The following is a 26,071-nucleotide window of genomic DNA, read 5'->3' as shown; positions in this document are numbered from 1 at the left end:
GGACGATCAGGGCTGCGGCGGCGCGGCTTCCGGCACGCGGATGCCCGCGAGCCGTCCGGCCGCGAACAGGTTGTCGATCTGTTCCTGGAGGATCTCCAGCACGGCGCGCGCCTGGTCGGACATCGGCAGGTGGTCCGGCACGCACAGCGACACGGTGGCCTGCAGCCCGGGTTCGACGATCCGGCGGATCACCGGCGGGTTCGCGGCCGGCGGAAAGTCCGCCAGCGCCGAAGGTAGGATGGTCGCGCCCACGCCCGCCTGGATTGCCTGGCGCAGCGTTTCGGCGGACTCGATCTCGGCGCGGATGTTCGGCACCACGCCGATGCGGGCAAAGGCCTCGTCGACCATTCGCCGCAGAAAGTGCATGCGGCTCGGCAGTAGCAGGTCGATGCCGGCCAGCGCATGCAGCGCAATGGTCTGGTCGTCGTGCTGCTCCAGCTCCATGCCCGGCGGGGCGATCAGGAACAGGTCTTCGGTCAGGAGCGGCTGCAGCATGAGCCCCTTCATGGGACTGCCCGCGTAGATGATCGCCATGTCCAGGCGCCCGGTCATCACCATCTCGCTCAACACCAGGCCGAAGTTGTCGTTGATGAACAGGTTGACGCCCGGGTACGCGCTGCGCACGGCCTGCAGCAAGGGCATCGACAGTGCCGAGGCCGTGCTGTACGTGGCCAGCCCGACCGAGACGGGGCCCGAGACGAAGCTCTCGTCCGTGCGGTTCATCAGCTCGCGCTCCACCTGCTCGAGGTGGCTCAACATGATCTGCGCCTGGCGGTAGAGCTCGTTGCCCGCGGGCGTGGGCGTCACGCCCGCGTTGGAGCGGTTCAGCAGCTTGTGTTTGAAGTGTTCCTCGAGCGAGGCGATGTGCTGGCTCAGGGCCGGCTGCGCAACGCTCAGTTGCGCGGCGGCCGCGGAAAGACTGCGTGCGTCCACCGCGGTCACGAAGCTCTTGAGGGTTTTGAAATTTACCGTCATGGGAAGTCGGGTGCGAACTGATCGTAACCCCGGTTGACGCTGCCAACTCGTGGCTCGATGCTTGCTTGCCAACAGAGCAGCAACACAACGGAGACCCGGTGAACCTCAGGCGGTTGAAGTATTTCGTGAAGATCGTCGACGTGGGCAGCCTCACGCAAGCCTCGGAGGTCCTGCATGTCGCGCAGCCGGCGCTGAGCCAGCAGCTGGCCACGCTCGAAGGCGAGTTCAACCAGCGCCTGCTCCTGCGAACGCAGAAGGGCGTGGTGCCCACGGAAGCCGGCATGGTGCTGTACCGGCACGCGCAACTGATCCTGCGCCAGTTCGAGCAGGCGCGTGCCGATGTCGTCAATGCGGGGCGCAGCCTGGCGGGGCAGGTGTCGGTCGGTCTCGCGCCGGGCACCGCGGCCTCGGGCCTGGCCTTGCCGCTGCTGCAGACGGTGCAGGAGCGGCATCCGCAGCTCATGCTGCACATCAACGAGAACTTCGGCACCACGCTGTGCGACGTGGTACGCAACGGCCTCATGGACATGGCCGTTCTGTATGGCGGCGAGCATGCGGTGCGGGGCCTGTCGTTCGATCCGCTGCTCACCGAGGACCTCTGCGTCGTGGCCTCCCACGGCATGCTGCGCATGGATGGCGACGAGCTGGCGCTGGCCGAGCTGCGCGACGTGGACCTGCTCCTGCCCAGCATCGACAACCAGCTGCGCCGCAGCGTGAACCGGGCCTTCGCCTCGGCGAAGATGATTCCGCGCGTGGTGGCCGAAATGGAGTCTTCGAGCACGCTGTCCGCCGCGGTCGCATCGGGCGTGGGCGCGACGATCCTGCCCGTGTCGCTCGCGCGCTCCGTCGCGGCCACGGCCGCGGTCGATGTCGGGCGGCTGGTGTCGCCGCACATCGAGATTCCGCTGGCGCTATGCGCTTCGGATCACCTGCCCCTGTCGGAGCCTGCACAGGTCGTCAAGGGCATCCTGATGGAGCTAGTCAATCGCCTCGAGTTGGGTGGCGGCATGCACACGGTCCACTAACAAGCTGCCGAAGTACCGGCCGACCGAAGTTGCTGTTCAGTTCCCGTGAGTCCGATTTCGTGATCCGACGAAATTGGCGGATTCAGCATGCTGCAATGGCTCGTCCAAAGCGTGTATTTCAGAGCTCATCGAGCAAGCGGGCGTTATTCGTGCCGTACACGCTGGACTGGACGAGCACGACCCGATGCACACCAAGAGATGCGTGCATCTGCATCAGACTGAAGAAGCCGTGGCGGGCAGTGGCGTATAGAGGCGTAAGAGCGCCTCAACCAGCCAGCGACTCAGCAGCAATCTCATGCTGCATGACGTCTACCCAACGTGCCTTGACCAGCTGCGCCATCCGCTCAGGCACTACCCTGACACCTGCATTGTTTGCGCCGGCGGCGGGAAGTACTTCGCTGAAGCTCCGCAGCGAGACGTCGCAATAGACATCCAGCTGACTTGCAAGCCCGAAGGGCCCAACGCCTCCAATGGGGTGGCCCGTTACCTTCTCCACCTCGCTCGCCGCCAGGAAGCGGGCCTTTGCCCCAAACTGATCTTTGTACTTTCTGTTATCCAGTCGAGCATCGCCTCGGGCGACGAGCAAGATCACTTGCTCGCCTACGCTCATAGACAGCGTCTTGGCAATCTGTCCCGGAGTGACACCGAACGCCACGGCCGCCATCGCGACCGTAGCGCCACTCGTTTCCACCTCAATGATTGAAAGATCCGGGGCATGCTCGGCGAGAAACTGTTTGACGGAGTCGAGACTCATGATGAGGGTTGCGATTGAAAACCATGAATGGGCGTTGGACAGACACAGCGACGAGTGCTGCGCTCTCGCACCATGTGGGGCACGTTGCGCTCTCAGTGTTGCACCTCGCAGGTCTTGCGTACATTGGCTGAAACGCCATATTCATGACTGTTTCCGACATTCAAGTTATTACGCTGCTGATTTCGGCCAACCAGAAGATGACATCGATCTGGTCCAGGGATAGATAGATATGCCCGGGAACTGTCATCGAGCAGGCATGTATCCGGGCACTACCAAGCGTGCTGTTTGTCGTTTGGGAACGAGCCATCCTTGACCGCTACGACATACGCTGCAAAGGCGGCATCCACGGCCGACGCACCGCCCATGAAGTTCCGCACGAACTTCGCCATGCGTCCCAGATTGAGCCCCAGCATGTCGTGCATCACCAGGACTTGCCCAGCCGTTCCGCTGCCAGCACCAATGCCGATCGTGGCGCAAGACGTCATGTCACTGGTGATGCGGGCCGCAAGTTGTCCGGGCACCATCTCAAGAACCATCATCGACGCGCCGGCAGCTTCAAGTGCTGCCGCGTCGCGCCGGATCTTATCGCCGGCCTCTTCTTGACGCCCCTGTACGCGATATCCGCCCAACGCCGACACCGTTTGCGGCGTCAATCCCAGGTGGGCGCAAACAGGAACTCCGCGCTCGACCAGAAAAGCCGCCACGTCAACGGTCCACCCACCGCCCTCGAGCTTGACCATATGGGCGCCCGCTCGCATCAACAGCGCTGCCGATGCCATGGCCTGCTCCCGCGATTGCTGATAGCTGCCGAAAGGAAGATCCGCAATGATGAGAGAACTACCTTGCGAGCGTTCGAGTCCCAAGGATACGCATTTGGTGTGATATCGCATATCTTCAAGTGAAACGCCAACCGTGGTGGCCCGGCCTTGGCAAACCATCCCCAAGGAGTCGCCGACCAGCAGGCAATCAACACCCGCGGCATCTGCGACTGCCGCGAATGTGGCGTCATAGGCCGTAAGCACCACAATCTTCTCTCCGCTTGCTCGCATTTCGGCAATTCGCGACGTGGTGACCTTCTTGCGTTTCGGGATTGTGCTGCGCTCGCTTCCATACGGCGCCGCCGCATCGCTGGCGCCGCGGGAATGTGCGCCATGGCTGTCTCTGGATGCACTGTTAGTCACTGAAGTGGGCTCCCTGAACAAGAAATGGAAGAGGATTGAAGTCCAGTTGACCCCGGCCGCTCAGCTCGAGATTCACTCCTCGATTGCGCCGCCGATCGAGCGCAGATACTGGCGGAATGTCATGTTCTCGTCGGCGTTTCTTGCGGCCAGGAAATCATCGAATCGAGCCTGTCTCCGGAAGGTTGTACCGAGTTGCATGCGTGCCGCCTGGCTGCGCTCGGTGTCCCGAATCGAGGTTGCCAGCTCCGCCACCTTTTGGGCTTGGCTCAAGGGTATGAAGATCACCCCATCGTCGTCACCCAGCACAAAGTCGTCGGAGGTGAGGACATGTTCGCCACACCCGGCAGAGATGAGAGCGTCGGCCTCCTGTGCGTCCAAACGCTGCGGCCCTGCAGGCAAGGTGCCCAGGCTGAAAATGGGCAGTCTGATGGTCCGCAATTCCGATGAATCGCGGTGCAAACCCCAGATGACGATGCCGCGCAGGCCTGCCAGGGCGGTTTCCAGAGTGACGAGGTCACCAACGCAGGCCTCGTCCAAACGCCCACCGTTGTCGACCACAAGAACATCTCCGGGCGCGGCACGGTCGATTGCTTCGAGAAAAACGTCGACGCTGCCATAGTGCCGCGCAGGACGTACCCGGCCAACGATGTGGGAACCGCTCCACAAGGCACGAATTCCAGCGGGTGCACAACGAAGCGCGATACCCAGGCGCATGCATGCGTCCGCTACGTGCGGCGTCGTGAGGTCAAGGTACGTACGTTGAAGTTGCACAGAGTCCATGTCATTGCCCCTGGGACAAAGTGGTGCCGCGCAGATCGCGCAGATCGCGCAGGAGATGGTTGTTGCGGTTCGTCATCGCAATCGAATAGCGCCAGCCACGTCCGATGCGGATGGGGCGCAGCGTGGCGAGAAGCTCGATAGGCGCGTCGTAGATCGTCAATGCCGCGTCGCCCTGCCAGACGGGGCTAGCCTGAACGCTCTCGGCCTGGAGTCGGACGAGTTCGTAGACAGCCGGTTGATCGTGCTGGCCCTCGAACATCGACGGGAAGTGCCGCAAAGCGACGATGGGCCGGCTGCCGAAAGTCACGGCGGAGCCGTCGGCAAGGGCTGACAATTTCACGTGACCTTCGGCGAGGCGCCGGTCCTTGACGGCCACCGTGCCGGCAAAGGTGGCGCCGACCTCCAGCTTGGGCGATGCAATCGAGGGCATACCCATGGACCGTGTGATCCATACCGAGCCGATCTTCTTTGGATAGCCGAGCGCCCAGCCGCGCGCCAGCGACGTGTCCTGATCAACCACGATGTAGGGGCAGTACTGCATGAGCTTGCCCTCGTACTGGACGCTCGCCAATACGATGCATTCGCGATATTGCGCGCGGATTGGGTCGAGCAGTTCGCCGCCGGTATCGGTGCAGGCTTGCCAATCGACGAAGGAAACCGTCACCAGGCCCGCCTCGTCTGGATGCAAGCTCAGGCCCGGCGGCAGCAATGCCTCGATGGCGACCGGGTCGACCCAGGTCTCGATCGTGATGAAATCAGCCGCATAGTGCCACGGTGGACTGGGGGCGATACTTGCCTGCCCATCATGGGAGAAGGGCCCCATGAAGCCTTGCGAAGCCGCGAATCGTGTCATACAGGTCTCCTGCTTTTGGTTTGAAAAAGGGCGGGGTGGCACTCCCGCAAAATTTGCGGCTTACGACAGCCGCTCCAACCAGCCGCGTGGATCTGGAGCGCGTCCGAATTGAAGGTCTGTCAGGGCGGCTTTCAGGCGCTGCGTGATGAGGCCAGGACTACCATCGCCGATGGTGAAGTGGTGATTGCGCCCTTTGACTCGCCCGATGGGAGCCACGACCGCGGCCGTGCCACACGCGAAGGACTCCCGCAGCCGCCCGCTCGTGGCGTCTTCCTGCCACTGGTCAATGGAGTAAGGCTCCTCGCGAACAGTCATGCCGAGATCGCGGGCCATGGTGATCAGCGATTCGCGCGTGATGCCCGCCAAGATCGTGCCGGTCAGTGGCGGTGTTTGAATGGAACCATCTGCGAACACAAAGAAGATGTTCATTCCACCGAGTTCCTCGATCCAGCGGCGTTCCACAGCGTCAAGGAAGATCACCTGATCGCATTGCTCACGGATGGCCTCAGCCTGCGCGGCCAAGCTTGCAGCGTAGTTGCCGCCGCATTTAGCGTCGCCGGTTCCGCCAGGGGCGGCGCGCGTGAATTGGTCGGAAGCCCAGAGTGTCACCGCAGCAGCGCCACTCTTGAAGTACGGCCCCACCGGCGAGGCCACGACGCAGTAAAGATATTCGGCCGAAGACCTGACGCCGAGAACAGCCTCGGTGGCAACCATGAACGGCCTCAGATACAGCGCAAAGCCCGGCGCGGACGGAATCCAGTCGTTGTCCACGCGTGCCAGCGCACGAACCGATTCGGTAAACAGTTCCTCGGGCAAGAGCGGCATGGCGAGGCGCGTGGCCGAGCGGCGGAAACGGCGCGCATTCTGCTCGGGACGGAACAGGCCAGTACCTCCTCCGTCCAGCCGATAGGCCTTCATGCCTTCAAAGATCTCCTGCGCGTAGTGCAACACGAGCGCTGACGGGTCAAGGCTCAATGCCTGGCGAGGACCGATCCTTGCGCCATGCCAGCCTTGGTCCTTCGAGTACTTGATGGTGGCCATGTGGTCGGTGAAAACCTCGCCAAAAGCAGGACTCTCCAGCAGCCGCTGGCGTCGCCCATCACTCACCGGAGCGGGATTCTTTTCGATTGCGAAGGGCTGTATGTCAACCGAGGTCATGCTTTAACTCCGTGAACCAGAATTCCTCAAAACCCAAGAAATTCTAAGCCTCATCCTCCGCAATTGTTGTTCTTTTTGACCCTAATATTGTATAAAATAGGCATGCCATGCCCAAGTTTTAAGAGATACGAGCATTCGATTGCGAGACCATGAAATGATGAAAGATCTGGACAGAATTGATCGCCGAATCCTCCAGGCACTACAAGAAGATGGACGGATTCAAAACGTGGAACTGGCGGAGAAAGTCGGGCTGTCGCCATCGCCATGTCTGCGGCGTGTGAAGCACCTGGAGGAGTCCGGCGTCATTGAAAAGTACGTCGCGGTTCTCGATGCCCCGAAGATCGGACTGGGTCTGACCGTGTTCGTCCGCATTTGGCTGAAAAGCCAGGATGCCCAAACCATCGAGGCGTTTACGGCAGAAGTGATGCAGCTTGATGAAATTGTGGAATGCCACCTGATGGTCGGGGACTGCGACTTCCTGCTTCGCGTGGTGGCCGCAGACCTCGACGCATATAGGAAATTCCAGGGCGAGTATCTGACCCGCATCAAGGGAGTACAGAGCGTCAAGAGCGAGTTGCCCATGCAGAAGATCAAGATGACGTCGAAGCTCCCTCTCTGATCCGAATCCTCCCGCAGTTTGGAACGTGACTCCTCGCGTGCCGAACTCACAGGTGACCCTCCAAACTCTGCAAGGCGACCCACTGCTCCCATGTTCATGCTCCTCGCACCTGGGTAGTGCCACCAGCCTCCCCTCAAGCGCGCGCCCAGGACCCGATAGCTCGCAGGCGCCTCGCCTCCTTGCCCAGCGAAAGAATCGGCCTGTCGCGTTGCCAGCGGTTGTGGGCGATCGCTTGCGCAGGTCGCCAATGGTTTTCGCTCTCCCGAATCACGTCACCCGCGAAGGACAGGGACCCCGCCACCAGGATGTGCGCACGCGTGTCGCGAGGATCCAGATCGGCACATACGTGGAGCATCGCGATAGCCGCAATACAGCGCTGGCACCATATCGTCGGCCGCCCCCCCGGACTGGGCCTCTGCGAACAGATACGCCAAGACGCTTCCCGTCACGAAGATGTCCTCCAGCACTCGGAATGGCTTGGCATGTTCGGCATACCCATCGCCAGGTACCAACTGCTCAGGCGTCAAACGAACCGTGTCGAAGCGGACTTCTGAGTGAGCGAGTTCGGGCACAACGGCCTGTTGGCGCGAATGCCCCGGCTGACACCCATGGCGCTGGATGGAAGACGCACCATCACGTACTGCCTGGCCCCTTCTGAGGGCCATCGCTGCGCCTGGCAAGCTCCAACAGAGTCAGGTCTTCGATGCTGGTCAAGGCCCATGGCTTCTTCCCGTGCAAGCGCGGGATGCGGTCGCAGAACTCCACGCTCGTCGTGACCTCGGTCATCTTCCGGCCAGTCTCGTGGACACAAAGCGCGCCGACATCTCCGCCCTCTACCGAATCGGGAAAAACCGATTTCAGCGCTCCCTGGTATCCACTGACGAACGCCCAGGCAAGCCGATCGGCCTTGAGCGCGGCGATCACGCTTGCAACGAACGGATCACGATTCGCAGATGCCGCCTGCACCTTTCGCCAGACTGGCAGCCATTGCGCCAACTCCGGGTACGGCGCACGTTCGCCAATGAAACCCAGCAACGTGGCAAGGAGCGCGCGCATGGGCATCAGTTCCTTGCAGCGCCGAATTCGGCGCCGGCCGCGGCGTGGTATGCAGGTTGCTCGAACAGAGCAGGCTCGTCGGCAAACTGTTGCGGTTCGCCAGGATCGCGATTCATCGAATCGCGCCCTGCTTTGGGGAGGACACAGAAAGGCCGGTCTTCGATACTTGCCCAGATGCATGCACGTATGCATGCAATGACAATCCGAGAATCCTGTGCCAAAGGCACGCTCCGCAAGGTTATCAACATGACCATTCCGTAGCTGACGTTGTGAAACAGCAGGACCCGTCTGGCGTGCTCGAAGCTAGTGTCTGTCCTTTCACGGACGCAGAACGGCGAGCCTTGCCACGGCCTCCCGCAACTGCTCCATCGAGTTGGCCGTCGAAAAGCGCACGAACCTCGCCGACTCGGCTGTTCCGAAATCGCGGCCAGGCGAGATCGCGACGTGGGCTCTCTTCATGGCCTCGAACGCAAAATCCCAGCTGTTCGAAACGTTCCAGGCATCGAACCACGGCGAGCAATCCGCCCAGGCGTAGAACGCGCCGTCGGGCACCACCGGAACCTTGAACCCGATCTTCTCCAGCTCCGGGATGAACCAGTCGCGGCGCGCCTTGAACTGCGCGCGGCGGCGCTCGTACTCCGCGATGCTGTCGGGTTCGAAGCAAGCCAACGCGGCGTGCTGGGCGACGGTACTGGGGCAAAGGAAGAAGTTCTGCGCGAGACGCTCGATCACCGGGATCAGAGGTTCTGGAGCCACCACCCAGCCCAGGCGCCACCCGGTCATGCAGAAGTACTTTGAGAAGCTGTTGATGCTGATCACGTTCTCGTCAATGGCCAGGCCGGTTTGACCGAAAGCGTCGTCGTGGCTCAGCCCGAGGTAGATCTCATCGAGCAACGTGACGCCTCCCTTGGCCTGGACACAGGCGTGGATGCGGCGCAGTTCGTCCGGATGGATGGACGTTCCCGTGGGGTTGGACGGCGAGGCGAGCAGCACGCCACGCGTCTTGCTGCCCCAGTGGGCCTCGACCTTTTCCGGGCTCAGCTGGTACCGCTCGGCTGCCGTGGTGGGCACCATGACGGGCAGGCCTTCGGCGGCAATCACGAAATGCCGATTGCACGGATAGCTCGGGTCGGGCATCAGGACTTCATCGCCCGCCTCGATCAAGGCCTGGCAAACGAGCTGCAGCGCCGCCGAGGCGCCTGCGGTCACCGCGATCCGGCGTACCGGGACGTTCACGCCGAAACGCTGCCTGTACCAGTCGCTGATGCGCTCGCGCAACGACTCCAGCCCGATGGCGGGTGTGTACTGCGTCGTGCCATTGCGCACAGCGCGCACGGCGGCCTCCTGCACCAGAGGCGGCGCAGTGAAGTCCGGCTCGCCAATAGTCAGGTAGACCATTGGCTTGCCGCCATGAGCGACCTCACGCGCCAACTGCGAGGCAGCCTTGGCCACCTCCATCACGTAAAACGGCTCGATGCGCTCTGCGCGCTTGGAAATTCTCATGGCTCGGCCTCGAACAAAAAAATCAGGAAAAGGACCGAGGCTTTGTGCCGCGCTCTCAGCCCTCCAATCTGTCAACGACCGCTGTAGGTGTAGAAGCCGTGGCCAGTCTTGCGTCCCAGGCGGCCAGCATCCACCATCTCCTTGAGCAAGGGTGCAGGCCGGTACTTCGGGTCGCCGAAGCCTTCATGGAACACCTGCATCACGGCCAGCATGGTGTCCAGACCGATCAGGTCGCTCAACGCCAGGGGCCCGATCGGATGATTGCAGCCGAGCTTCATCCCGACGTCGATCTCCTCGGCGCTAGCGAGCCCATCCTGCAGGACGTAGATGGCCTCGTTGATCATCGGACAGAGAATGCGGTTCACCACGAACCCGGGACTGTTCCTGACCGTGATCGCGCTCTTGCCGATCGCCCGTGCAAAGACCAAGGCCTGTTCGTGTGCCAGATCCGAGGTTTGCAATCCGCGAATCAGCTCCAGCAGTTCCATCACGGGAACCGGGTTGAAAAAGTGCATGCCAATGCAACGATCCGGCCGATTCAGGACGGCTGCCAGCTGCGTGATGGAGATGGAGGAGGTGTTGGTCGCAATCACCGCCTCGTCGCTGACCACTGACTCGATGTCGCGGAGGATGCGCAGCTTGATGTCGAGCCTCTCCGTCGCCGCCTCTACCACCAGGCCGGCGCTGCGCAGATCCTGATAGGAGACCGTCGGACGGATCCTGGCAAGCGCCAGGTCCTTGTCCTCAGCGCGCAGCTTTTGTTTCTTCACCAACCGGTCCAGGCTGGCCGTGATGGTCGAGATACCGCGGCCCAGCGCCTCGTCGGAGACGTCGAGCATCGTGACATCGAGTCCGGCAAGTGCGCACACCTGTGCAATGCCGTTGCCCATGGTTCCGGCGCCGATCACGCCAACGTGCTGTCTGTTCATGATGAATTCGAAGGAGTGGGAACCATCAGTGTCCAGTTACTCAGTCCCAGCTGCCATTGGCAAATATGACACATTTCATGCCATATCCGTCACACGAAGCGCGATTCCAGAAAGTCACGGCTCCGGTGGTACAGCTCGATGCGGTTCAGTTCCAACACCATCGAGTGCGTACCGCGCGCAAGCACTTCCAGCCGTTTGTAGGGTGCCTGCTCCAGCTTGGAAAACAATTCCTGCGCCATGTACACCGGCGTATCCACGTCCCATTCGCCCAGCAGCAATTGCGTAGGCACGCGAATCCGCTTGGGCTTATAAGTAGGCCGGCCGCCAGACCACAACTCCATCAAGTCGGCAATCACGCCGTTCGGCGCCAGTACTACCTGGCTTGCATCGCCGGGCTTCCTTTGGATGAAGCGGCATCGAACTCGGTGCCTGGATTTCAGAGAGTTCCCGCCGCGGCAAGACACCGCGTGCGAGAAGTAACAAACGGTCAAACACGTTCGAAGATGGCGGCGATGCCCTGCCCTCCACCGATGCACAGCGTCACCAGCGCATAACGTCCACCAGTGCGGTGCAATTCAGCGATCGCCTTCGTCGTGATGATCGCGCCCGTCGCGCCGACGGGGTGACCCAGCGAGATGCCGGAGCCGTTCGGGTTCACCTTGTCCGGATCAAAGCCAAGCTCCTGAATCACCGCGCAGGCCTGTGCCGCGAACGCCTCGTTCGACTCGATCACATCGAGGTCCTGGACTTTCAGGCCCGTGCGCGCCAACACCTTGCGCGTAGCCGGGATGGGGCCGATACCCATATAGGCAGGCTCCACACCCGCATGCGCATAGCCCACCAAGCGGGCCAGCGGCTTGAGGCCCAGCGTATTCACACGGCCTCCCTCCGCCAGCACCACGGCACCCGCGCCATCGTTGATACCCGATGCGTTGCCGGCAGTGACCAGACCGTCCTTCTTGAAAGCGGGCTTCATCGCCGAAAGGGATTCGAGCGTCGTGTCGCCCCGCACGTGCTCGTCGGTATCGAACAGCACCACGCCCTTGCGGGTCTTCACCTCCACCGGAACGATCTGTTCCTTGAAACGGCCCGTCGCAATGGCCGCTGCCGCGCGTTGCTGGCTGAGAACCGCCAGTTCATCCTGCTGCTTGCGCGAGATCTTGAAGCGCGCCGCCACGTTCTCAGCGGTGATACCCATGTGGATCTTCTCCCACGGGTCATGCAGGATGCCGAGCATGTAGTCGACCAGCGTCGCATCGCCCATGCGCGCGCCATAGCGCGCCGAAGTGTCGATGTATGGCCCGCGGCTCATCGACTCCGAGCCTCCTCCGATGGCGATCTCGCAGTCGCCCTGCGCAATGGCCTGCGCAGCCGAGACAATGGCCTGGAGCCCAGATCCGCACAGGCGATTGACGTTGAACGCCGGGGTCTCGATCGAGATGCCCGCATCAATGGCGGCAACGCGGCTGAGATATCCATCCTTCGGGTCCGTCGGGATCACATTCCCCATAACGACATGCCCGATGGCGTCGGGCGCAACGCCGCTGCGCTCCAGCGCAGCCTTGACCGCTGTGGTTGCCAGCTGCGTGTTCGGAACATCCTTCAGCGCACCACCGAAGGTGCCGATGGCTGTGCGAGCGGTGGCGATGACGAAGATTTCGCGAGCATTCATATAGGGCCTGCCAGAAGCTGAAGAAATGGTCGAACTCATTGAACCAATGCCCCTGCCTCCAAGCTCCACCCGTAAAGGAAGACTTGCGACTGAAGGCGCTGTGCAGATGCCTAGACAAGGCATGGCACCCGTTTGCACCTACTTTAGAAATTTCAGCGCTCGGCGCACAGTGGCTAAATCGACTATTCTTATGCGTAATCCGCCAATCCGACCCGACAACGGATACGTGCCCCAAACCAACTTCGCGGCCCACAAGCAGACCTGCTCTTGCACGCCGTCACGCCTCGTCACGCCATGAGTCCGTGAAGCAGCGGACTCGAGCTCTGCTCAAACTTGGAACCAAGGAGGCTGCTCCGAACCATGCCGGTGCGGCCCCTCATCTTGGACAGGCTCACGCAGACACCGCCTCGGCGAGATTGAGTTCCTTCTTCATCATCTCCCGCATCACGAACTTCTGAATCTTTCCGGTGACTGTCATCGGAAATCCGTTTACGAAACGGATGTATCGCGGAATCTTGAAGTGCGCGATCTGCCCTTGACAGAACGCTCTCAGGTCCTCCTCGCTGAGCGTAGCGCCATTGCGAAGGACGACCCATGCGCAAAGCTCCTCGCCGTACTTCTGATCCGGGACTCCAATCACCTGCACGTCCTGAATGGCGGGGTGACGGTACAGAAACTCTTCTATCTCGCGCGGGTAGACGTTTTCACCGCCTCGAATCACCATGTCCTTGATGCGACCGGCGATGTTGACGTATCCGTCCTCGTCTATGACGGCCAGGTCACCCGAGTGCATCCAGGCGTCTGCATCGATGGCCTCGGCGGTCTTGACCGCATCTGCCCAATATCCACGCATCACGGAGTAACCGCGCGTGCAAAGCTCGCCCACCTTGCCAGCCGGCAGAATCTCCCCGGAAATAGGGTCTATGACCTTTAACTCCAGGTGAGGAAGCACCTTCCCGATGGTGGAGACGCGCTTCTCCAGGGGCGTGTCGGTCGTGCTCTGACAACTTGCGGGGCTCGTTTCCGTCATGCCGTATGCGATCGTCACCTCGCTCATGTGCATCTCGCTCACGACACGCTTCATCACTTCGATAGGGCACGGCGAACCGGCCATGACCCCTGTGCGTAGCGTTGACAGATCGAACTCCTTGAAGCGTGGATGGTCGAGTTCGGCAATGAACATGGTCGGCACGCCATGAAGCGCCGTACATCGCTCGTCCTGCACGGACTGCAGCACCGACACGGGCTCGAATGCATCGTTCGGATACACGATGGTCGTTCCGTGCGTCAGCGCGGCCAGGTTTCCGACCACCATGCCGAAGCAGTGATACAGCGGCACCGGAATGCACAGGCGATCCTCCGGGGACAACCGCATCGCTTCGCCGATGAAGAATCCGTTGTTCAGTACATTGCGATGGGTAAGGGTCGCCCCCTTTGGGGAGCCCGTCGTGCCGCTTGTGAACTGGATGTTGATCGGATCCGTGTTGCGCAATCGCGCGCCGACGATTTCGACGGCCTGGTCTGCCGGGTCGCCCATCACCAACAGATCCGAAAAGCGCAGAAACCCAGGAGCCGTATCGCGGCCAATCTGGACGACGGTCTTCAACGAAGGCAGCCTTGCTGACTCAAGGCGTCCAAGCACTGCACCGTCCAATTCGGGCGCGAGACTTCTGACCATTTCCAGGTAGTTGGTCGTCTTGAAGGATGGCATCGTGATCAATGCCTTGCATTCGACCTTGTTTAGCGCGTACTCAAGCTCGGACAGCCGATACGCCGGATTGATGTTGACGAGGATTAGCCCAGCTTTGGCAGTTGCGAACTGGGTAACGAGCCATTCGACGTTGTTGTGGGACCAGATGCCGATCCTGTCGCCCGGCTCCAGGCCGATTCGAAGCAATGCACTCGCCATCCGATTGACTTCGCGCTGTAACTCGACATAGGTATGCCGGATGTCCTGGTGGCAGGAGACCACCGCTTCCTTGTCAGGAAACTTCCCGACCATCTCGTCGAAGAAGGCGCCAATAGTCTCCTCGATCAATGGCCTATCCGCCGTGCCACGCGAATAGCTCGTCGTGAGTTCAGTCATACCAACTTAGTCTCCATTGAAAAGATGCGCGCAAGCGTCGCGGAAATACATGCCCGCCTAGGGAATCCGGGTCGCTAAGCAGGGCTAGCGCCGGCCCTGCCTGGCAAAGCGGCCAGCGCCCATGGGCCATTGAGCGAGATCGCGCCGACATCTTCATCGGGTGCGATGGACCTGAGTCAGACCTGCCGCGACGAACCCCCTTGGAATTCACCACCAGCCCGCGCTGGTGGTCAGGGGCCGGCAGCAGCCGCCCGACCAGTGACCGCCTCTGCTTCCCGGGCATTCAACCCCTTCGAGGCGTCAATCGGGTGAGCGGATGCTGACCGGCGATGATCGATCAAGGCCACCGCGATAGCGCCAACAAGCCCCGCCATCGCGATCGAAATGAAGTTTTGCTCGAGCGGCAGCTTCATCGACATCAGCACGCCAATACCGATCGGTGCCGAAATACCGCCGGCACGTCCTACGCTCGATGCAAAGCCGACTCCGGTCGAACGGATTGCCGCCGGATAGAACTGGGCGGCATACGCATGGAGCACGATCCCGGTGCCGAGCGTGGAGGCCCCGACGACCGCGACGATCAGGGACAGCGGTTGCACTCCATGGCCCAGCAGCGTCAGAGATACCACTGACACGGCGAAGAAGATGCACAGAACCCATTTGATCTTCAGCTTATCGCTAAGCCAGCCGCCAAATACAGCTCCGACGATCGCACCGCCGTTGTAGAGCAACAGAAAGTTCAGCGCGGAACCCACACTATGCCCAGCCATCGCCATCAGTTTGACAAGCCAAGTGCTCAGTGCGTACATCATGAACAGCACAGAGAAGAACGCAGCCGCGAACATGACCGTACTGAAGCCGCGGCCATCCCGAAATAGCCTGCCAATCGGCACTCCCTCAGCCTTGTTGTCGATCGGCGCGAGAAAACGCGCACCTGCATCAAGCAGGTGGCTTGGCGCAAGACGAGCAACGATCACTCGAATGCGCGAATTGTCATTCCGCTTTATCAAGAATGGCAACGATTCAGGCATGTACTTCAGGATGAATGGGATTAGCACGATTGGTGCGCCAGCTGCAAAGAACACCGATTGCCATCCATATTTTTCGAGGAATTGCTTGCCGACCAACGTCGCAAGCACACTACCTACCGCATAGCCACAAAGCATCGCTGTCGCCAGCAAGCCTCGCAACTTCTTGGGCGCAAACTCCGTCACATGCGCAGTCGAACAAGGCAACGCACCGCCGATTCCGAGCCCCGCGATGAAGCGCATCACGCTGAAGGCAATAGGATCGTGCGCCAAACCTGCTGCAGCTGTGAAGACGCTGAAAAGGAGCACCGAGATCGAAAGCGCCCAGCGCCGGCCAATAATGTCGGCGAGCATGCCCATCCCCACCGCACCAAACATCATTCCGAACAGTGCCGAGCTCGCCATGAAGCCAGCCGTTGTCGGATTGACGTTCATGTCGCTCATGATTGCCGGGAGTGCGATCCCAGCGACGGCCAGGTCGTAGCCGTCGGCGACGATGATCACTGCACACAGAATGAGGACGACAGCATGAAAGCGGTTGAATCTGGCTTCGTCTACAAGCTTGTGAAGGTCCATAGATTGCATATAGTCTCCTCCAATGAACATGGAGTTTTTAAAGCTTCAAGAATTGTTTTTTGAAAGTTGCTGCCATATAGCAGTTCCCCCGCCAAGCCACGGCAATGCAGGCATCTCTGCTGACACGAGATGCCCACAAGGGGTTTAGCGCGCTTCGCGCGCCGGCTCTATTTGCGCTTGTGCATGATCTCTTGCCGGCGTCGGTCCTGAGCCTTTCGGTTGCCAGGGTCGCTCATGCCATTCGGCAGCAGGGCATCCAGGGACACGGTGCGCTCGTCGATCTGCTTGTTCGTCGCATCCTGCAGCGCCTTCTTGGACATCGCATAGGCGACGTTGCAGTCGGGAGTGATGCAGCGCGCATAGCGAATGGCCGTGGACAACAGCTGGTCCGGCTCCACCACTTCATGGAAGAACCCCAGTCGCTCGGCCTCTTCCAGACCGTACAGTTCGCCCCGCAAGGTGGTCAGCGCACCCACCTTGTCGCCCAAGGCGTACTTGATGATCTCCACGTAGGCGGCAGGCATGGGAATGCCGATGGGGACTTCGTTGAGTCCGAACTTCGCGCTCTTGCGGGCCGCGATGCGGAAATCGCAATCCAGGGCAGTGATCAGGCCACCCGCGATGGCATGGCCGTTGATGGCCGCCACCGTGGGCCGGGGGTACCGGAAGATACGCAGATTGGTTTCGCGGTAGGCCTTGTACCAGTCGCGGATCTTGTCGAGGCTGCCGCTCCCGAAGATCTCGAAGCTGTACTGGAAATCGATACCAGCCGAGAACGCATCGCCCTGGCCCGTCAGGACGACGGGTAGCTCGCTGAACTCGCGTTCGAGGCGATCGAATGCTGCGTGCAGGTCGGCGAAGAACTGGGCGTTCTGGACGTTGACCTTGTTGGTGTTCATGCGCACGACGGCGCACTCATCAATGACTTCGATATCCCATGCCATGTGGCGTCTCCTTTAGTTGAAAAATCGAAACAGCGGCCGGTGGATTCACTCTTTCAGCTTGAACGCGTGACGTGCGTTACCCGCGAGGAACCGGGAGAGCACATCGTCTCCGAGCTCCAGCGCCTGGATGTCCTTCAGGCATTCGGCGGGGGTCAGCATGGGGTAGTTGGTGCCGAACATCACCTTGTGCTTTCCGGGGCCGCGCATGTAGGCCACCAGTTCCGGCGGAAAACGGGAAGCCTTGTAGGCCGAGGTGTCGACGTAAACATTCGGGTGTTTCATCATGAGCGAGATCATCTCGCTCACCCATGGGAAGCCGATGTGCCCGCCGACGATGCGCAGTTCTGGAAACTCGTGCGCGACGTTGTCCAGGTAGGGGATTGGCCGCCCAGGCTCCGAAGGCCGCATCGGGCCGGCATGGCCCACCTGCAGGCAGAACGTGATGTCGAGCTCGACGCATTCGGCATAGAGGGGGTAGTACCTACGGTCGTCGGGAGGGAGCCCCCACAGCCAGGGCAGGACCCGCAGGCCCTTGAAGCCGAACTCCTTCACGCATCGGCGCAGTTCCCTCACCGCGTCCATTGGCCTGTTGATGTCGACGGACGCAACGCCGACCACATATCCGCCGTGCGCCTTGACCGCGGCGGCCACTTCGTCATTCGTGATCATCGGCCCCGCGGGCCCCCACCACGCACTTGCGATCGTCCGCGAGACACCTTGCTCGCGAAATGTCTTGAGCGCCTCGTCGTGCGAGATGCCCGGGTTGTCCTGCGCCAACGTCCGCCAAGCCGTCGGCCATCGACGCAAAGAATCGAACATAGGGTCCAGCAAGTACGCCTTGTTCGGAAGCTGCATCCATGCATCGATGATTTCGGTCATCTCACTGCTCTTGAGTCAGGTTGATGAAGTCTGCGCCACCTTGGGCCGGAACTGGTCGTCGAAATCATCCAGGCTGGGCATGGGCAGTACCGGCCGGCTGTCGATGTTCTCCACGGCGTGGAAAAGCTTCATGAGCATGCCGGTACGCTCCGTGTTGTCCACGTAGGGGACGTGGTACGCAAAGAACGGCTCATGGACGGAATAGCCTACATACCCCAACGTGCCTTGCAGGAGGTGCTTGAGCATGTCCTTCAGGTCACCATGGATCGAGTCGGGGCCAAACATGTAGTCCCGCCCACCCAGAGACGCTACGACCATCGCGCGTTTGCCGCGCATGCCGCCTTGGTCGTAAACCCGCATTCCACCGTAAAAGACACCGGACAGGAACACCCGGTCGATCCAACCCTTGAGTTGGGCCGGTACCGAGTACCAGAAGATGGGGAATACCAGCACGAGCAGATCAGCATTGCGCACGGCCTCGACCTCGGCGGCAATCTGCGGGTCGATGGTCTGGTTTTGCCAGGCATGACGCTGCTCTAGTGGGTAGACCAGGTAGTCCTCGCGTGACCTGACACCAAAATCAGCTGCACTGGCCACAGCACTGAAGTTGATGGCCTGCAGATCGGTCACGCTCGTCTGCCAGCCATCTTTCTCCAAGGCCTCCTTGGTCATGTCGCGCATGGCTGCGACGAACGAATTCGGTTCAGGGTGCGCGTAAACGATATGTGCGCGTTTCATTGCGTGCTCTCCATTGCCTTTCGACGGCGGCCGACGGCCGCGTTGATTTCGATCACCTCTTCGTCTATGCGTTGGTGATACTCGCTGCTGGGATGCAGCCAGTCCTTGATGCGCCGAAGAATCGTGGGATCCTTCGAAGCGAGAAGCTTTGCACGCTCCCAGCCTCTTGCATGAATCTCCGCCGCGGGCGAGACCTCTGCGACAAGTCCCCACTCGCATGCCTCGGCGCCCGTGAACTTCTCGCCGCCGAGGAGCAGGCGCTTGGCCCGCGGCAGGCCAACGGCCCGCTGCAACAGCAGCGTGCTGGCCGCCTCCGGAGCAATGCCCAGGTCGACGAAAGGAAGCCGGAAGACCGTGTCGGCACTCGTCACCACCCAGTCGGCATGCAGCAGCCAAGTCACGCCGATCCCGGTGGCGGAGCCATGCACCGCGATCACGACAGGTTTTCTCACGTCGGCGATGGCGTGCAGGAAGGTTGGCACGGCATCCTGCGGCTGCTGAGGCCATTCGTCGAAGGCCTTCAAGTCATGCCCGGCGCAGAACACGTCGCCCGCCCCCGTCACCAGAATGCAGCGCACGTCGTCTCTTTCGTCGGCAGCTCTCAGGGCCTCGGCGATGGCCGCGAACATGGGCATGGTGAGCGCGTTGCGTTTTTCAGGCCGGGCTATGCAGAGGTGCCATACCCCGTCCTGCACACTGCACTGGATGGATTCAATGCTTTCCATACTCACGACGAGGCTCCTTGCAAACGGTGTCCGTGGGTCATCGGCGGAATGTCCTTGCCGGTAATCTCGCCCAGCAAGGCACGCTGGCGTTCACGCGCCTCCTCGATGGCTTTCAATTTCACGTGTCCGAACCCACGGATCTGCTCAGGAATGCGTGCCAGCTCCAGACACTTCTTCGGCTGGGCTGCGATGAAAGGCAGCGTGGCCTGGATACCCTGCTTGTATTCGTCGATGAGCGCGCGCTCCGTCCTGCGCTCGTGCGTGTACCCGAACGGATCGAACAGCGTGCCCCGCAGGAACTTCAGCTTCGCAAGGACCGTGAACGCCGACGCCATCCAGCCGCCGTACAGCCGCTTGCGCGGCAAGCCGTCCGAGCCGCGCCGGGCGAAGAGTGGCGGCGCCAGGGAGAACCCAACTTTGTATTCGCCATCGAACTGGCTTTCGATCAGCTTGCGCAGCTCCGCGGACGAATGCAGGCGCGCCACCTCGTACTCGTCCTTGTAAGCCATCAGCTTGAAGAGATTCCTGGCGACGGACTGTTCGTAGCCGTCGGGCATCGCAGCACCGGACGAACGTACCTTCCGCAGAAAGCCTTCGTACTGCTGGGCATAGCTGCTGCCCTGGTAGGCCACCAGCCGGTCGCGGCGGTCTTGCACCAGTTGCGGCACGTCTTCCTTGCCGGCCCTGGGGATCCATTGCACGACCGCAGCGGGCTTCGCCACCAGCCGCTCCGGCGACGCCACGTACTGCCGGCCGATCTTGAACGCGCGCAAGTTGGCATCCACCGCCTGCCCGTTCAGCTCGATCGCGCGGCGCAGCGCATCGTGCGACAGTGGCACCTGCCCAGCCTGCCAGGCCGCACCCAGCAAGATCATGTTGGCGTAGACGCTATCTCCGGAGTAGCGCACCGCGATGTCATGGGCCGGGATCTTGGCCAGTCTTTTCTCTGTGCACGCCTGCTCGATGGTGGCCCACAGCGCCTCGTTCGGCATGCTGAAGTCGCGGTTGCGCTGGAAGTCGGAGGTGGGCGATACATTGGTGTTCACCATCGCGCGGCAATCGGACTTCAGCCGGCTGACGGAGTCCGGATGCGCACTTACCACCAGATCGCCCCCGATGAGCGCATCGGCGGCAGCGTCCGGTATGCGGGGCGCGTGGATGTCGTCGGCCGTTGCCGCGATGCGCACATGGCTCCACACCGCGCCGCCCTTCTGGGCCAGGCCGGCCATGTCCATCACGGAGCAATGCAGGCCCTGCAGGTGCGCCGCCATGCCCAGGATGTTGCCGATCGTCAGCACGCCCGTGCCGCCGATGCCGTTAACCAGCACAGCGTAGCTGGTGTCCAGCGCGGGCAACTGGGGATGGGCCGGCTCGGGCCAGGCTGCCGGATCGCCTTCGGAGCCGGCACCGGAGTCGACCGGCTTCTTGCGCAAGGCCCCGCCCTCCACGGCCACGAAGCTCGGGCAAAAGCCGTCGGCACAGGAGTAGTCCTTGTTGCAGGAGGACTGGTTGATCTGGCGCTTGCGACCCAGCGGCGTCTCCAGCGGCTCGATGGAGACGCAGTTGCTCTTGACGGTGCAGTCGCCGCAGCCTTCGCACACTTCCGGATTGATGACGTAGCGGACCGGAGGATCCGGGTACTTGTTGCGCTTGCGCCGGCGGCGCTTTTCGGCGGCACAGGTCTGGTCGTAGACCAAGGCGGTCACGAAAGGCAATTCGCGCAGTTCGCGCTGGACGGCGTCCAGATCGCGCCGGTGATGGAAGGTCGTGCCAGGCGCAAACGCGGATTCGTGCCCCTTGTATTTCTCGACGTCGTCACTGACGACCACGACGCGTGCCACGCCTTCGGCATGCAGCAGTTGCGTCAGCATCGGTGCTGTGAGCGGTCCGTCGTGCGGCTGCCCACCTGTAAGCGCCGTAGCGTCGTTGAACAGGACCTTGAACGTCATCGGCGTCTTGGCCGCCACGGCCTGACGGATGGAGAGCGAGCCCGAATGGAAGAACGTGCCGTCGCCCATGTTGGCGAACATGTGCGGCCGCTTGGAGAAGCGGCTTTGCCCCACCCACGGAGCACCCTCGCCGCCCATGTGCGTATAGCTTTCGGTACGGCGATCCATCCAGTTGGCCATGTAGTGACAGCCGATCCCGGCCGTGGCGCGCGAACCCTCCGGTACCTTGGTAGAGCTGTTGTGCGGGCAGCCAGAACAGAAGTACGGCGTGCGCATGAGGGGCGCCAGGAGCTTTCCCTTTTCTGGCGTGTAGGGGAGCGCCTGGCATGCGTCCATGCCTGCGGCATGCAGCCGCGCCTGCAACGCCGCCGCGATGTCCACGGGCCCGAGTTCGGCATCTCCGCGCAAGAGGCGCTGCCCATGCGGAATCTCGAATTCCGCGCATTGGAGGCCGCCACTGGACTTGCCCACGACCTGGGGCGCTTTCTCTCCACTTGCGGCAAGCGGGTAAAGGATGTCCTTGACCTGCTGCTCGATCAGCGCCCTCTTCTCTTCGACCACGAAGATCTCGTCGAGGCCCTGTGCGAACTCGCGGATGATCTGCGGCTCCAGGGGCCAGACCATGCCGAGCTTCAAAAGGGCAATACCCCTCGCGGCCAGATCCTGCTCGCCGATGTCTAGCAGCCTGAGTGCTTCGCGCACATCGTTGTAGGGCTTGCCGCCCGCAATGATGCCGATGCGGGAACCTGCGCCCTTGGCCACGATGCGGTTCAACGCGTTCGCACGACAGTAGGACAGCGCCAGGGGCAGCTTGGTGCGCACGATCCGCGGCTCCTGCGTCGCCCACACGTCGGGCCAACGGATGTGGACGTCTTCCGTCGCCTTGAAATCCTCGGGCGGCCGGCATTCGACCCGGAACGGATCAACGTCCGCGATCGATGTAGTCTCGACGATATCCCCCACGCACTTGAGCCCCACCCACAGGCCCGACGCGCGGCTCATTGCCCAGCCATGAATCCCGTAGTCGAGGTATTCTTGCACGTTGCTCGGGTACAGAATGGGGATGAACGACGCAACCAGCAACTGTTCGCTCTGATGCGCGAACGAGGATGACTTGGCCGTGTGGTCGTCGGCGGCCAGCACGAGCGCACCGCCATGCGGTGAAGTTCCAGCCGCATTGGCATGCTTGAGGGCGTCCGCGCTTCTGTCGACGCCAGGCCCCTTGCCGTACCACATGGCGAACACACCATCGACCGTGGCCTCCTCCGGGTGCTGCATCAACTGCTGGGTTCCCCAGCAGGCGGTCGCTGCCAAGTCTTCGTTGAGGCCCGGGATGAACTCGATCTGCTTTTCCTTGAGCAGTTTCTGGATCCCCCACAGCACCTGATCCAGGCCCGACAGCGGCGACCCGCGGTAGCCACTGACGAACCCGGCGGTATTCAACCCTGCCGCACGGTCGCGGGCGCTCTGGTTGAGCAGCAGCCGGACCAGCGCCTGCGAACCACTGATATAGGCGGGGCCGCGGTCCAGCTGATAGCGGTCCTCGAGCTTCGCGGGACGCAGCAGCGCTCCAGGCAGCGGCGCGACCTCAGACATGCCGCACCTCCCCATGTTGGGCGCAGCCGGCGACAACGGCACGGGGGTGTGCTTCGCGCGAGGCGGCTGCACTCGATGACAGGCTCATGGGGAACTCCTTGTATTTGTTGCTCGGGCGGGATGCTGTCCCTCTATTAACCGGCACCACGCTCCATTCGTACATTGGCGAAATTGACTTTGTTTGTGCTACTTTCGCCATCGTCCATCGAGCTCCGCACGGAGGGGGCGCTCAGAACGACAGCCCAAACACGAAATAGGCGATGCCGGCCACGGCTGCCATCGCGATGGCGGGAACGGCCACCAACGCATAACCACGATAGAAATCCTGCACCTGGCTGGCGGGGACGACAGCGAATCCGTGGCAGCTTCCCAGTGCGGCAATTCGGTCGCCGCATTCACAAGCGGGATAGGGTTCTCCGTCGACGACTTGGCGAGAGTTCGCCTGTATCTGGGGCTGCAAGGCTTGATCGCAGCCAGAGACGTCGCTGCGCAATGACGCAAGGGGTATGTCGCTCATCTCCGTGCTCCTTTTTGTAGTCGCCGGTCTAGAGGCCAGCAAGGCTCATTAGGCGGATTTCCACGTCTTGGTGTAAATTGTCGAAACTGACATGTTCTATGCCATTTACGACCAATGCCACGTGCCGCCATCCTCACCTTCGACGGCTGCTACGCTTCCAGCGTGGCCGGGTTTGCCGACATCCTTCAGATCGCGAACTCGCATCTGAGGCTCGAACAAGCGCCGGCGAAAGCACTATTCGAGTGGCGTTTCGTGTCGCCGTCGGGCGAAGCGGCGATTGCCAGCAACGGCCTGCCTCTGCAAACCCACAAGTTGGGGCCGCGAGAACGGTATGACTTGGTGTTTGTTCCCAGCTTTCACTATGGCGGGCACCGACAGTTCGACCAGTTCCTCGACCGGCAGGCCGATGCCTGTGCCTGGCTGACGGCGCAATGGCGCGCAGGATCATGGGTCGCCGCGAACTGCACGGGCACCTTCATCCTGGCCCAGACGGGCTTGCTCGATGAGCGCGTTGCGACGACCACGTGGTGGCTTGAACGGCAGTTCAGGGAGAAGTTTCCACGTGTCGACGTGCAACTTCGTCCTGTGATCACCGAGATGGACCGGCTGATGTGCGCGGGCGCGTCAGCGTCGTATCTGATTCAGACCATTCGTGTCATTGAGCGCTTCTCGGGGCCGGTCATTGCGTCGCAGTGCGCGAAGGCCATGCTGATTGACGTGAGTCAAACCAGCCAGATTCCCTATCTTCCATTGCTTGCCCAAAAGAACCACTCCGACGCGCTGGTGCATCGAGCCCAGCGCTGGCTGCAGGGCAACATGACCAAGGATCTGAGGATCAGCGAGCTCGCCGATACGCTCGCGGTCAGCGACAGAACCCTCATCCGCCGCTTCCGCAGCGTGCTGGACCAAACGCCGCTGGCCTATCTTCAGGATCTTCGGCTGGAAGCTGCGCGTGCGCTGCTCGAGACCAGTTCGCACAGCGTCGAAGAAGTGGCGAGCCAGGTCGGATACAGCGACACCAGTTCCTTTTCCAGACTCTTCCGTCAACGCATCGGGATGAGTCCGGGGGCCTACCGCGGCCGCTTCCAGATGGACTCCTCGCTCTAGTCCGGGCCAACACAATCACCAATGGCTGAGGCTTTGGAAGCGAATGATGGAACAAAGAATCACCCAAGCACCCGCCGCGGACGAAACATCCACGGCAAGCTTGGCCGAATTCCTCGGGAAGTGGCCATGGTTCCACGCGCTCTCCACCGAACTTCGGGCCCTGACGCTAGGGACGTCAGTGGAGATGAAGGTGGCCGCCGGCCAGTATGTCGCCCGCGCTGGCGAGCCCAGCGCATACTGGTACGGCGTCGTGAGCGGCCAACTGCAGATGTGCATCGTCGGTCCGGAAGGGGACGAGACGACGCTGTACTACCTTCGGGAAGGAGAATGGTGCGGCGACGGATCCTTGTTGAAAAGGGAATTGATGCAGTACGACCTGCGCTCGCTGACCTCCGCACGTCTCTGCCTCGTTCCTGCAAATACCTTCCACATGCTGCGCAGTTCGTCTCTTGAGTTCAGCAACTTTCTTTGCGATGTCATGAACGCCCGAATGGGTGAGTTCGTCGGGATGCTCGTGGCGTCGCGCCTGCTGGGGCCCGAGAAGCGGGTTGCGAAGGCGCTCCTGATGCTCGCCAAGAACGGACACGAAGATGCGCTCAGGCTATCGATCCATCAGCGTGATCTGGCGTTGATCTGCGGCCTCTCGCGCCAGCGAGTGAACATGGCACTGGCATCGTTCAAACAGGATGGAATTGTCCGAACCGAAGGCCCCAAGGGATTCCTGATCGTCCACACGCAGCGCCTGCGCGACTACATTGGGAATTGATAGTCCACCGGGCGCTAAGAATGGGCTATCCCGAGACGATAGCTATCTTTGCGAAGCCGCGCCCCGGATCGCGGATTCAAGCAGATCCATCCTGTCTCCACCCCAGAACATCTCCCCCTTATAGATGAAAGTCGGAGCGCCAAATACGCCCAGCCTCTCGGCATGTGCGAGCGCCCCTGTCAAAGCTCCCTTGGCTTCTCCTTGCAGGAACTTGTTCCACTCCGAAGACGACAGCCCCGCGTTGACGAGAGCCGCCTCCACCTCCACTGGGGACTCCAAGTCGAACTCGCGCCGCCAGAATGCCGCGAGCAGCGGGTCACAGAACTCCCAAAGCCGGTTCCTGGCCTTGGCAAAAAGGACGGCCTGACTCGCGAGCGTCGGATCCCAGAGCTTCGTCGTAGACCGCACCGTCAACCCCTGCAGCTTTGCGAGCCGCCGGCAATCCATGTAGAGGTACTTCAGCTTCGCGACATCGCGGCTTGATCGCTGCTCCACTTCCCCGCCGTATGCGGACTGGAAGTCGGTCACGTAAGGCCACCAATCGAAGGCGACGCCGCTGCGCTGAGCGAGCGCACGGGCCGGGCCGAGCGCGAGGTAGGAGTATGGGCTTCGCAGATCGAAGAACGCTTCCACCCGGGCCGTGTCGATCGACATG

24 protein-coding genes are annotated in these 26,071 nt (G+C 61.6%); 4 read left to right on the top strand and 20 right to left on the bottom strand.

Annotated elements, in window-relative coordinates:
* Positions 1-6: 6 nt before the first annotated feature.
* On the bottom strand, positions 7-975 hold the full coding sequence (locus tag BMY35_RS33880; protein ID WP_093208929.1) for a LysR substrate-binding domain-containing protein: 969 nt from the start codon (positions 973-975) through the stop codon (positions 7-9).
* Between the two features lie 98 nt (positions 976-1,073).
* On the opposite strand from BMY35_RS33880, the gene nac reads away from it, so the two are divergent.
* Positions 1,074-2,000: a nitrogen assimilation transcriptional regulator NAC gene (nac, locus tag BMY35_RS33875; RefSeq protein ID WP_093208927.1), complete on the top strand. Its 927-nt coding sequence runs from the start codon at positions 1,074-1,076 to the stop codon at positions 1,998-2,000.
* 265 nt (positions 2,001-2,265) lie between these two features.
* On the opposite strand, the gene BMY35_RS33870 is transcribed toward nac, so the two are convergent.
* From BMY35_RS33870 to BMY35_RS33850, 5 genes are all read right to left on the bottom strand, one after another.
* Entirely contained in the window at positions 2,266-2,754 is a 489-nt protein-coding gene (locus BMY35_RS33870) for a YbaK/EbsC family protein (protein WP_007836474.1), read from the bottom strand.
* 269 nt (positions 2,755-3,023) lie between these two features.
* The gene (gene panB, locus BMY35_RS33865; RefSeq protein WP_093208924.1) at positions 3,024-3,935 is read right to left on the bottom strand and encodes a 3-methyl-2-oxobutanoate hydroxymethyltransferase; all 912 of its coding nucleotides are present in this window, start codon (positions 3,933-3,935) and stop codon (positions 3,024-3,026) included.
* A 72-nt stretch (positions 3,936-4,007) separates the two neighbouring features.
* Positions 4,008-4,715 (bottom strand): RraA family protein, encoded by a 708-nt coding sequence (locus BMY35_RS33860; protein WP_093208922.1) that lies wholly within the window; start codon positions 4,713-4,715, stop codon positions 4,008-4,010.
* Between the two features lies 1 nt (position 4,716).
* The gene (locus tag BMY35_RS33855) at positions 4,717-5,568 is read right to left on the bottom strand and encodes an acetoacetate decarboxylase family protein (RefSeq protein ID WP_093208919.1); all 852 of its coding nucleotides are present in this window, start codon (positions 5,566-5,568) and stop codon (positions 4,717-4,719) included.
* 60 nt (positions 5,569-5,628) lie between these two features.
* Positions 5,629-6,726 (bottom strand): branched-chain amino acid aminotransferase, encoded by a 1,098-nt coding sequence (locus BMY35_RS33850; RefSeq protein ID WP_093208917.1) that lies wholly within the window; start codon positions 6,724-6,726, stop codon positions 5,629-5,631.
* Between the two features lie 154 nt (positions 6,727-6,880).
* Between BMY35_RS33850 and BMY35_RS33845 the strand changes: the two genes are divergently transcribed.
* On the top strand, positions 6,881-7,345 hold the full coding sequence (locus BMY35_RS33845; RefSeq protein ID WP_007836465.1) for an Lrp/AsnC family transcriptional regulator: 465 nt from the start codon (positions 6,881-6,883) through the stop codon (positions 7,343-7,345).
* Positions 7,346-7,978: 633 nt separating this feature from the next.
* Here BMY35_RS33845 and BMY35_RS33840 read toward each other — a convergent pair.
* The 13 genes from BMY35_RS33840 to BMY35_RS33780 all read right to left on the bottom strand — a co-directional run bounded on the left by BMY35_RS33840 (position 7,979) and on the right by BMY35_RS33780 (position 23,543).
* On the bottom strand, positions 7,979-8,401 hold the full coding sequence (locus BMY35_RS33840) for a hypothetical protein (protein ID WP_093208914.1): 423 nt from the start codon (positions 8,399-8,401) through the stop codon (positions 7,979-7,981).
* 318 nt (positions 8,402-8,719) lie between these two features.
* Positions 8,720-9,904, bottom strand: a complete 1,185-nt coding sequence (locus BMY35_RS33835; RefSeq protein ID WP_093208911.1) for a pyridoxal phosphate-dependent aminotransferase — start codon at positions 9,902-9,904, stop codon at positions 8,720-8,722.
* 71 nt (positions 9,905-9,975) lie between these two features.
* Positions 9,976-10,833 (bottom strand): 3-hydroxybutyryl-CoA dehydrogenase, encoded by an 858-nt coding sequence (locus tag BMY35_RS33830; RefSeq protein WP_093208909.1) that lies wholly within the window; start codon positions 10,831-10,833, stop codon positions 9,976-9,978.
* 89 nt (positions 10,834-10,922) lie between these two features.
* Positions 10,923-11,189 (bottom strand): alpha/beta fold hydrolase, encoded by a 267-nt coding sequence (locus BMY35_RS33825; protein ID WP_143080800.1) that lies wholly within the window; start codon positions 11,187-11,189, stop codon positions 10,923-10,925.
* A 131-nt stretch (positions 11,190-11,320) separates the two neighbouring features.
* Entirely contained in the window at positions 11,321-12,505 is a 1,185-nt protein-coding gene (locus tag BMY35_RS33820) for an acetyl-CoA C-acyltransferase family protein (RefSeq protein WP_093208903.1), read from the bottom strand.
* Between the two features lie 391 nt (positions 12,506-12,896).
* On the bottom strand, positions 12,897-14,591 hold the full coding sequence (locus BMY35_RS33815) for an AMP-binding protein (RefSeq protein ID WP_093208901.1): 1,695 nt from the start codon (positions 14,589-14,591) through the stop codon (positions 12,897-12,899).
* A 230-nt stretch (positions 14,592-14,821) separates the two neighbouring features.
* The gene (locus BMY35_RS33810; protein ID WP_093209015.1) at positions 14,822-16,204 is read right to left on the bottom strand and encodes an MFS transporter; all 1,383 of its coding nucleotides are present in this window, start codon (positions 16,202-16,204) and stop codon (positions 14,822-14,824) included.
* 158 nt (positions 16,205-16,362) lie between these two features.
* Positions 16,363-17,139: an enoyl-CoA hydratase/isomerase family protein gene (locus BMY35_RS33805; protein WP_093208898.1), complete on the bottom strand. Its 777-nt coding sequence runs from the start codon at positions 17,137-17,139 to the stop codon at positions 16,363-16,365.
* A 45-nt stretch (positions 17,140-17,184) separates the two neighbouring features.
* Positions 17,185-18,018 carry an amidohydrolase family protein gene (locus tag BMY35_RS33800; RefSeq protein WP_093208896.1) on the bottom strand — a complete coding sequence of 278 codons (834 nt, stop codon included), beginning with the start codon at positions 18,016-18,018 and terminating at the stop codon, positions 17,185-17,187.
* Between the two features lie 15 nt (positions 18,019-18,033).
* The gene (locus BMY35_RS33795; RefSeq protein WP_093208893.1) at positions 18,034-18,756 is read right to left on the bottom strand and encodes an NAD(P)H-dependent oxidoreductase; all 723 of its coding nucleotides are present in this window, start codon (positions 18,754-18,756) and stop codon (positions 18,034-18,036) included.
* On the bottom strand, positions 18,753-19,481 hold the full coding sequence (locus tag BMY35_RS33790) for an enoyl-CoA hydratase-related protein (protein ID WP_042674581.1): 729 nt from the start codon (positions 19,479-19,481) through the stop codon (positions 18,753-18,755). Before BMY35_RS33790 ends, BMY35_RS33795 begins: the two co-directional genes overlap by 4 nt.
* A gap of 2 nt (positions 19,482-19,483) precedes the next feature.
* Positions 19,484-23,026 (bottom strand): indolepyruvate ferredoxin oxidoreductase family protein, encoded by a 3,543-nt coding sequence (locus BMY35_RS33785; protein WP_093208891.1) that lies wholly within the window; start codon positions 23,024-23,026, stop codon positions 19,484-19,486.
* A gap of 229 nt (positions 23,027-23,255) precedes the next feature.
* Positions 23,256-23,543: a hypothetical protein gene (locus BMY35_RS33780; RefSeq protein ID WP_007839180.1), complete on the bottom strand. Its 288-nt coding sequence runs from the start codon at positions 23,541-23,543 to the stop codon at positions 23,256-23,258.
* A 114-nt stretch (positions 23,544-23,657) separates the two neighbouring features.
* On the opposite strand from BMY35_RS33780, the gene BMY35_RS33775 reads away from it, so the two are divergent.
* The gene (locus BMY35_RS33775; RefSeq protein ID WP_093208888.1) at positions 23,658-24,650 is read left to right on the top strand and encodes a GlxA family transcriptional regulator; all 993 of its coding nucleotides are present in this window, start codon (positions 23,658-23,660) and stop codon (positions 24,648-24,650) included.
* Between the two features lie 46 nt (positions 24,651-24,696).
* Positions 24,697-25,416, top strand: a complete 720-nt coding sequence (locus BMY35_RS33770) for a Crp/Fnr family transcriptional regulator (protein ID WP_371287231.1) — start codon at positions 24,697-24,699, stop codon at positions 25,414-25,416.
* A gap of 42 nt (positions 25,417-25,458) precedes the next feature.
* Here BMY35_RS33770 and BMY35_RS33765 read toward each other — a convergent pair whose 3' ends face one another.
* Entirely contained in the window at positions 25,459-26,070 is a 612-nt protein-coding gene (locus BMY35_RS33765; protein WP_007839183.1) for a 2-hydroxychromene-2-carboxylate isomerase, read from the bottom strand.
* Between the last annotated feature and the right edge of the window lies 1 nt (position 26,071).

It is taken from the genome of Variovorax sp. YR750 (genome assembly GCF_900109805.1).
In the GTDB taxonomy this organism is placed as follows: Bacteria; Pseudomonadota; Gammaproteobacteria; order Burkholderiales; family Burkholderiaceae_C; genus Variovorax; species Variovorax gossypii.
The sequence above is the reverse complement of the archived record's forward strand: the minus strand, read 5'-3'. Positions and strand labels throughout refer to the sequence as shown.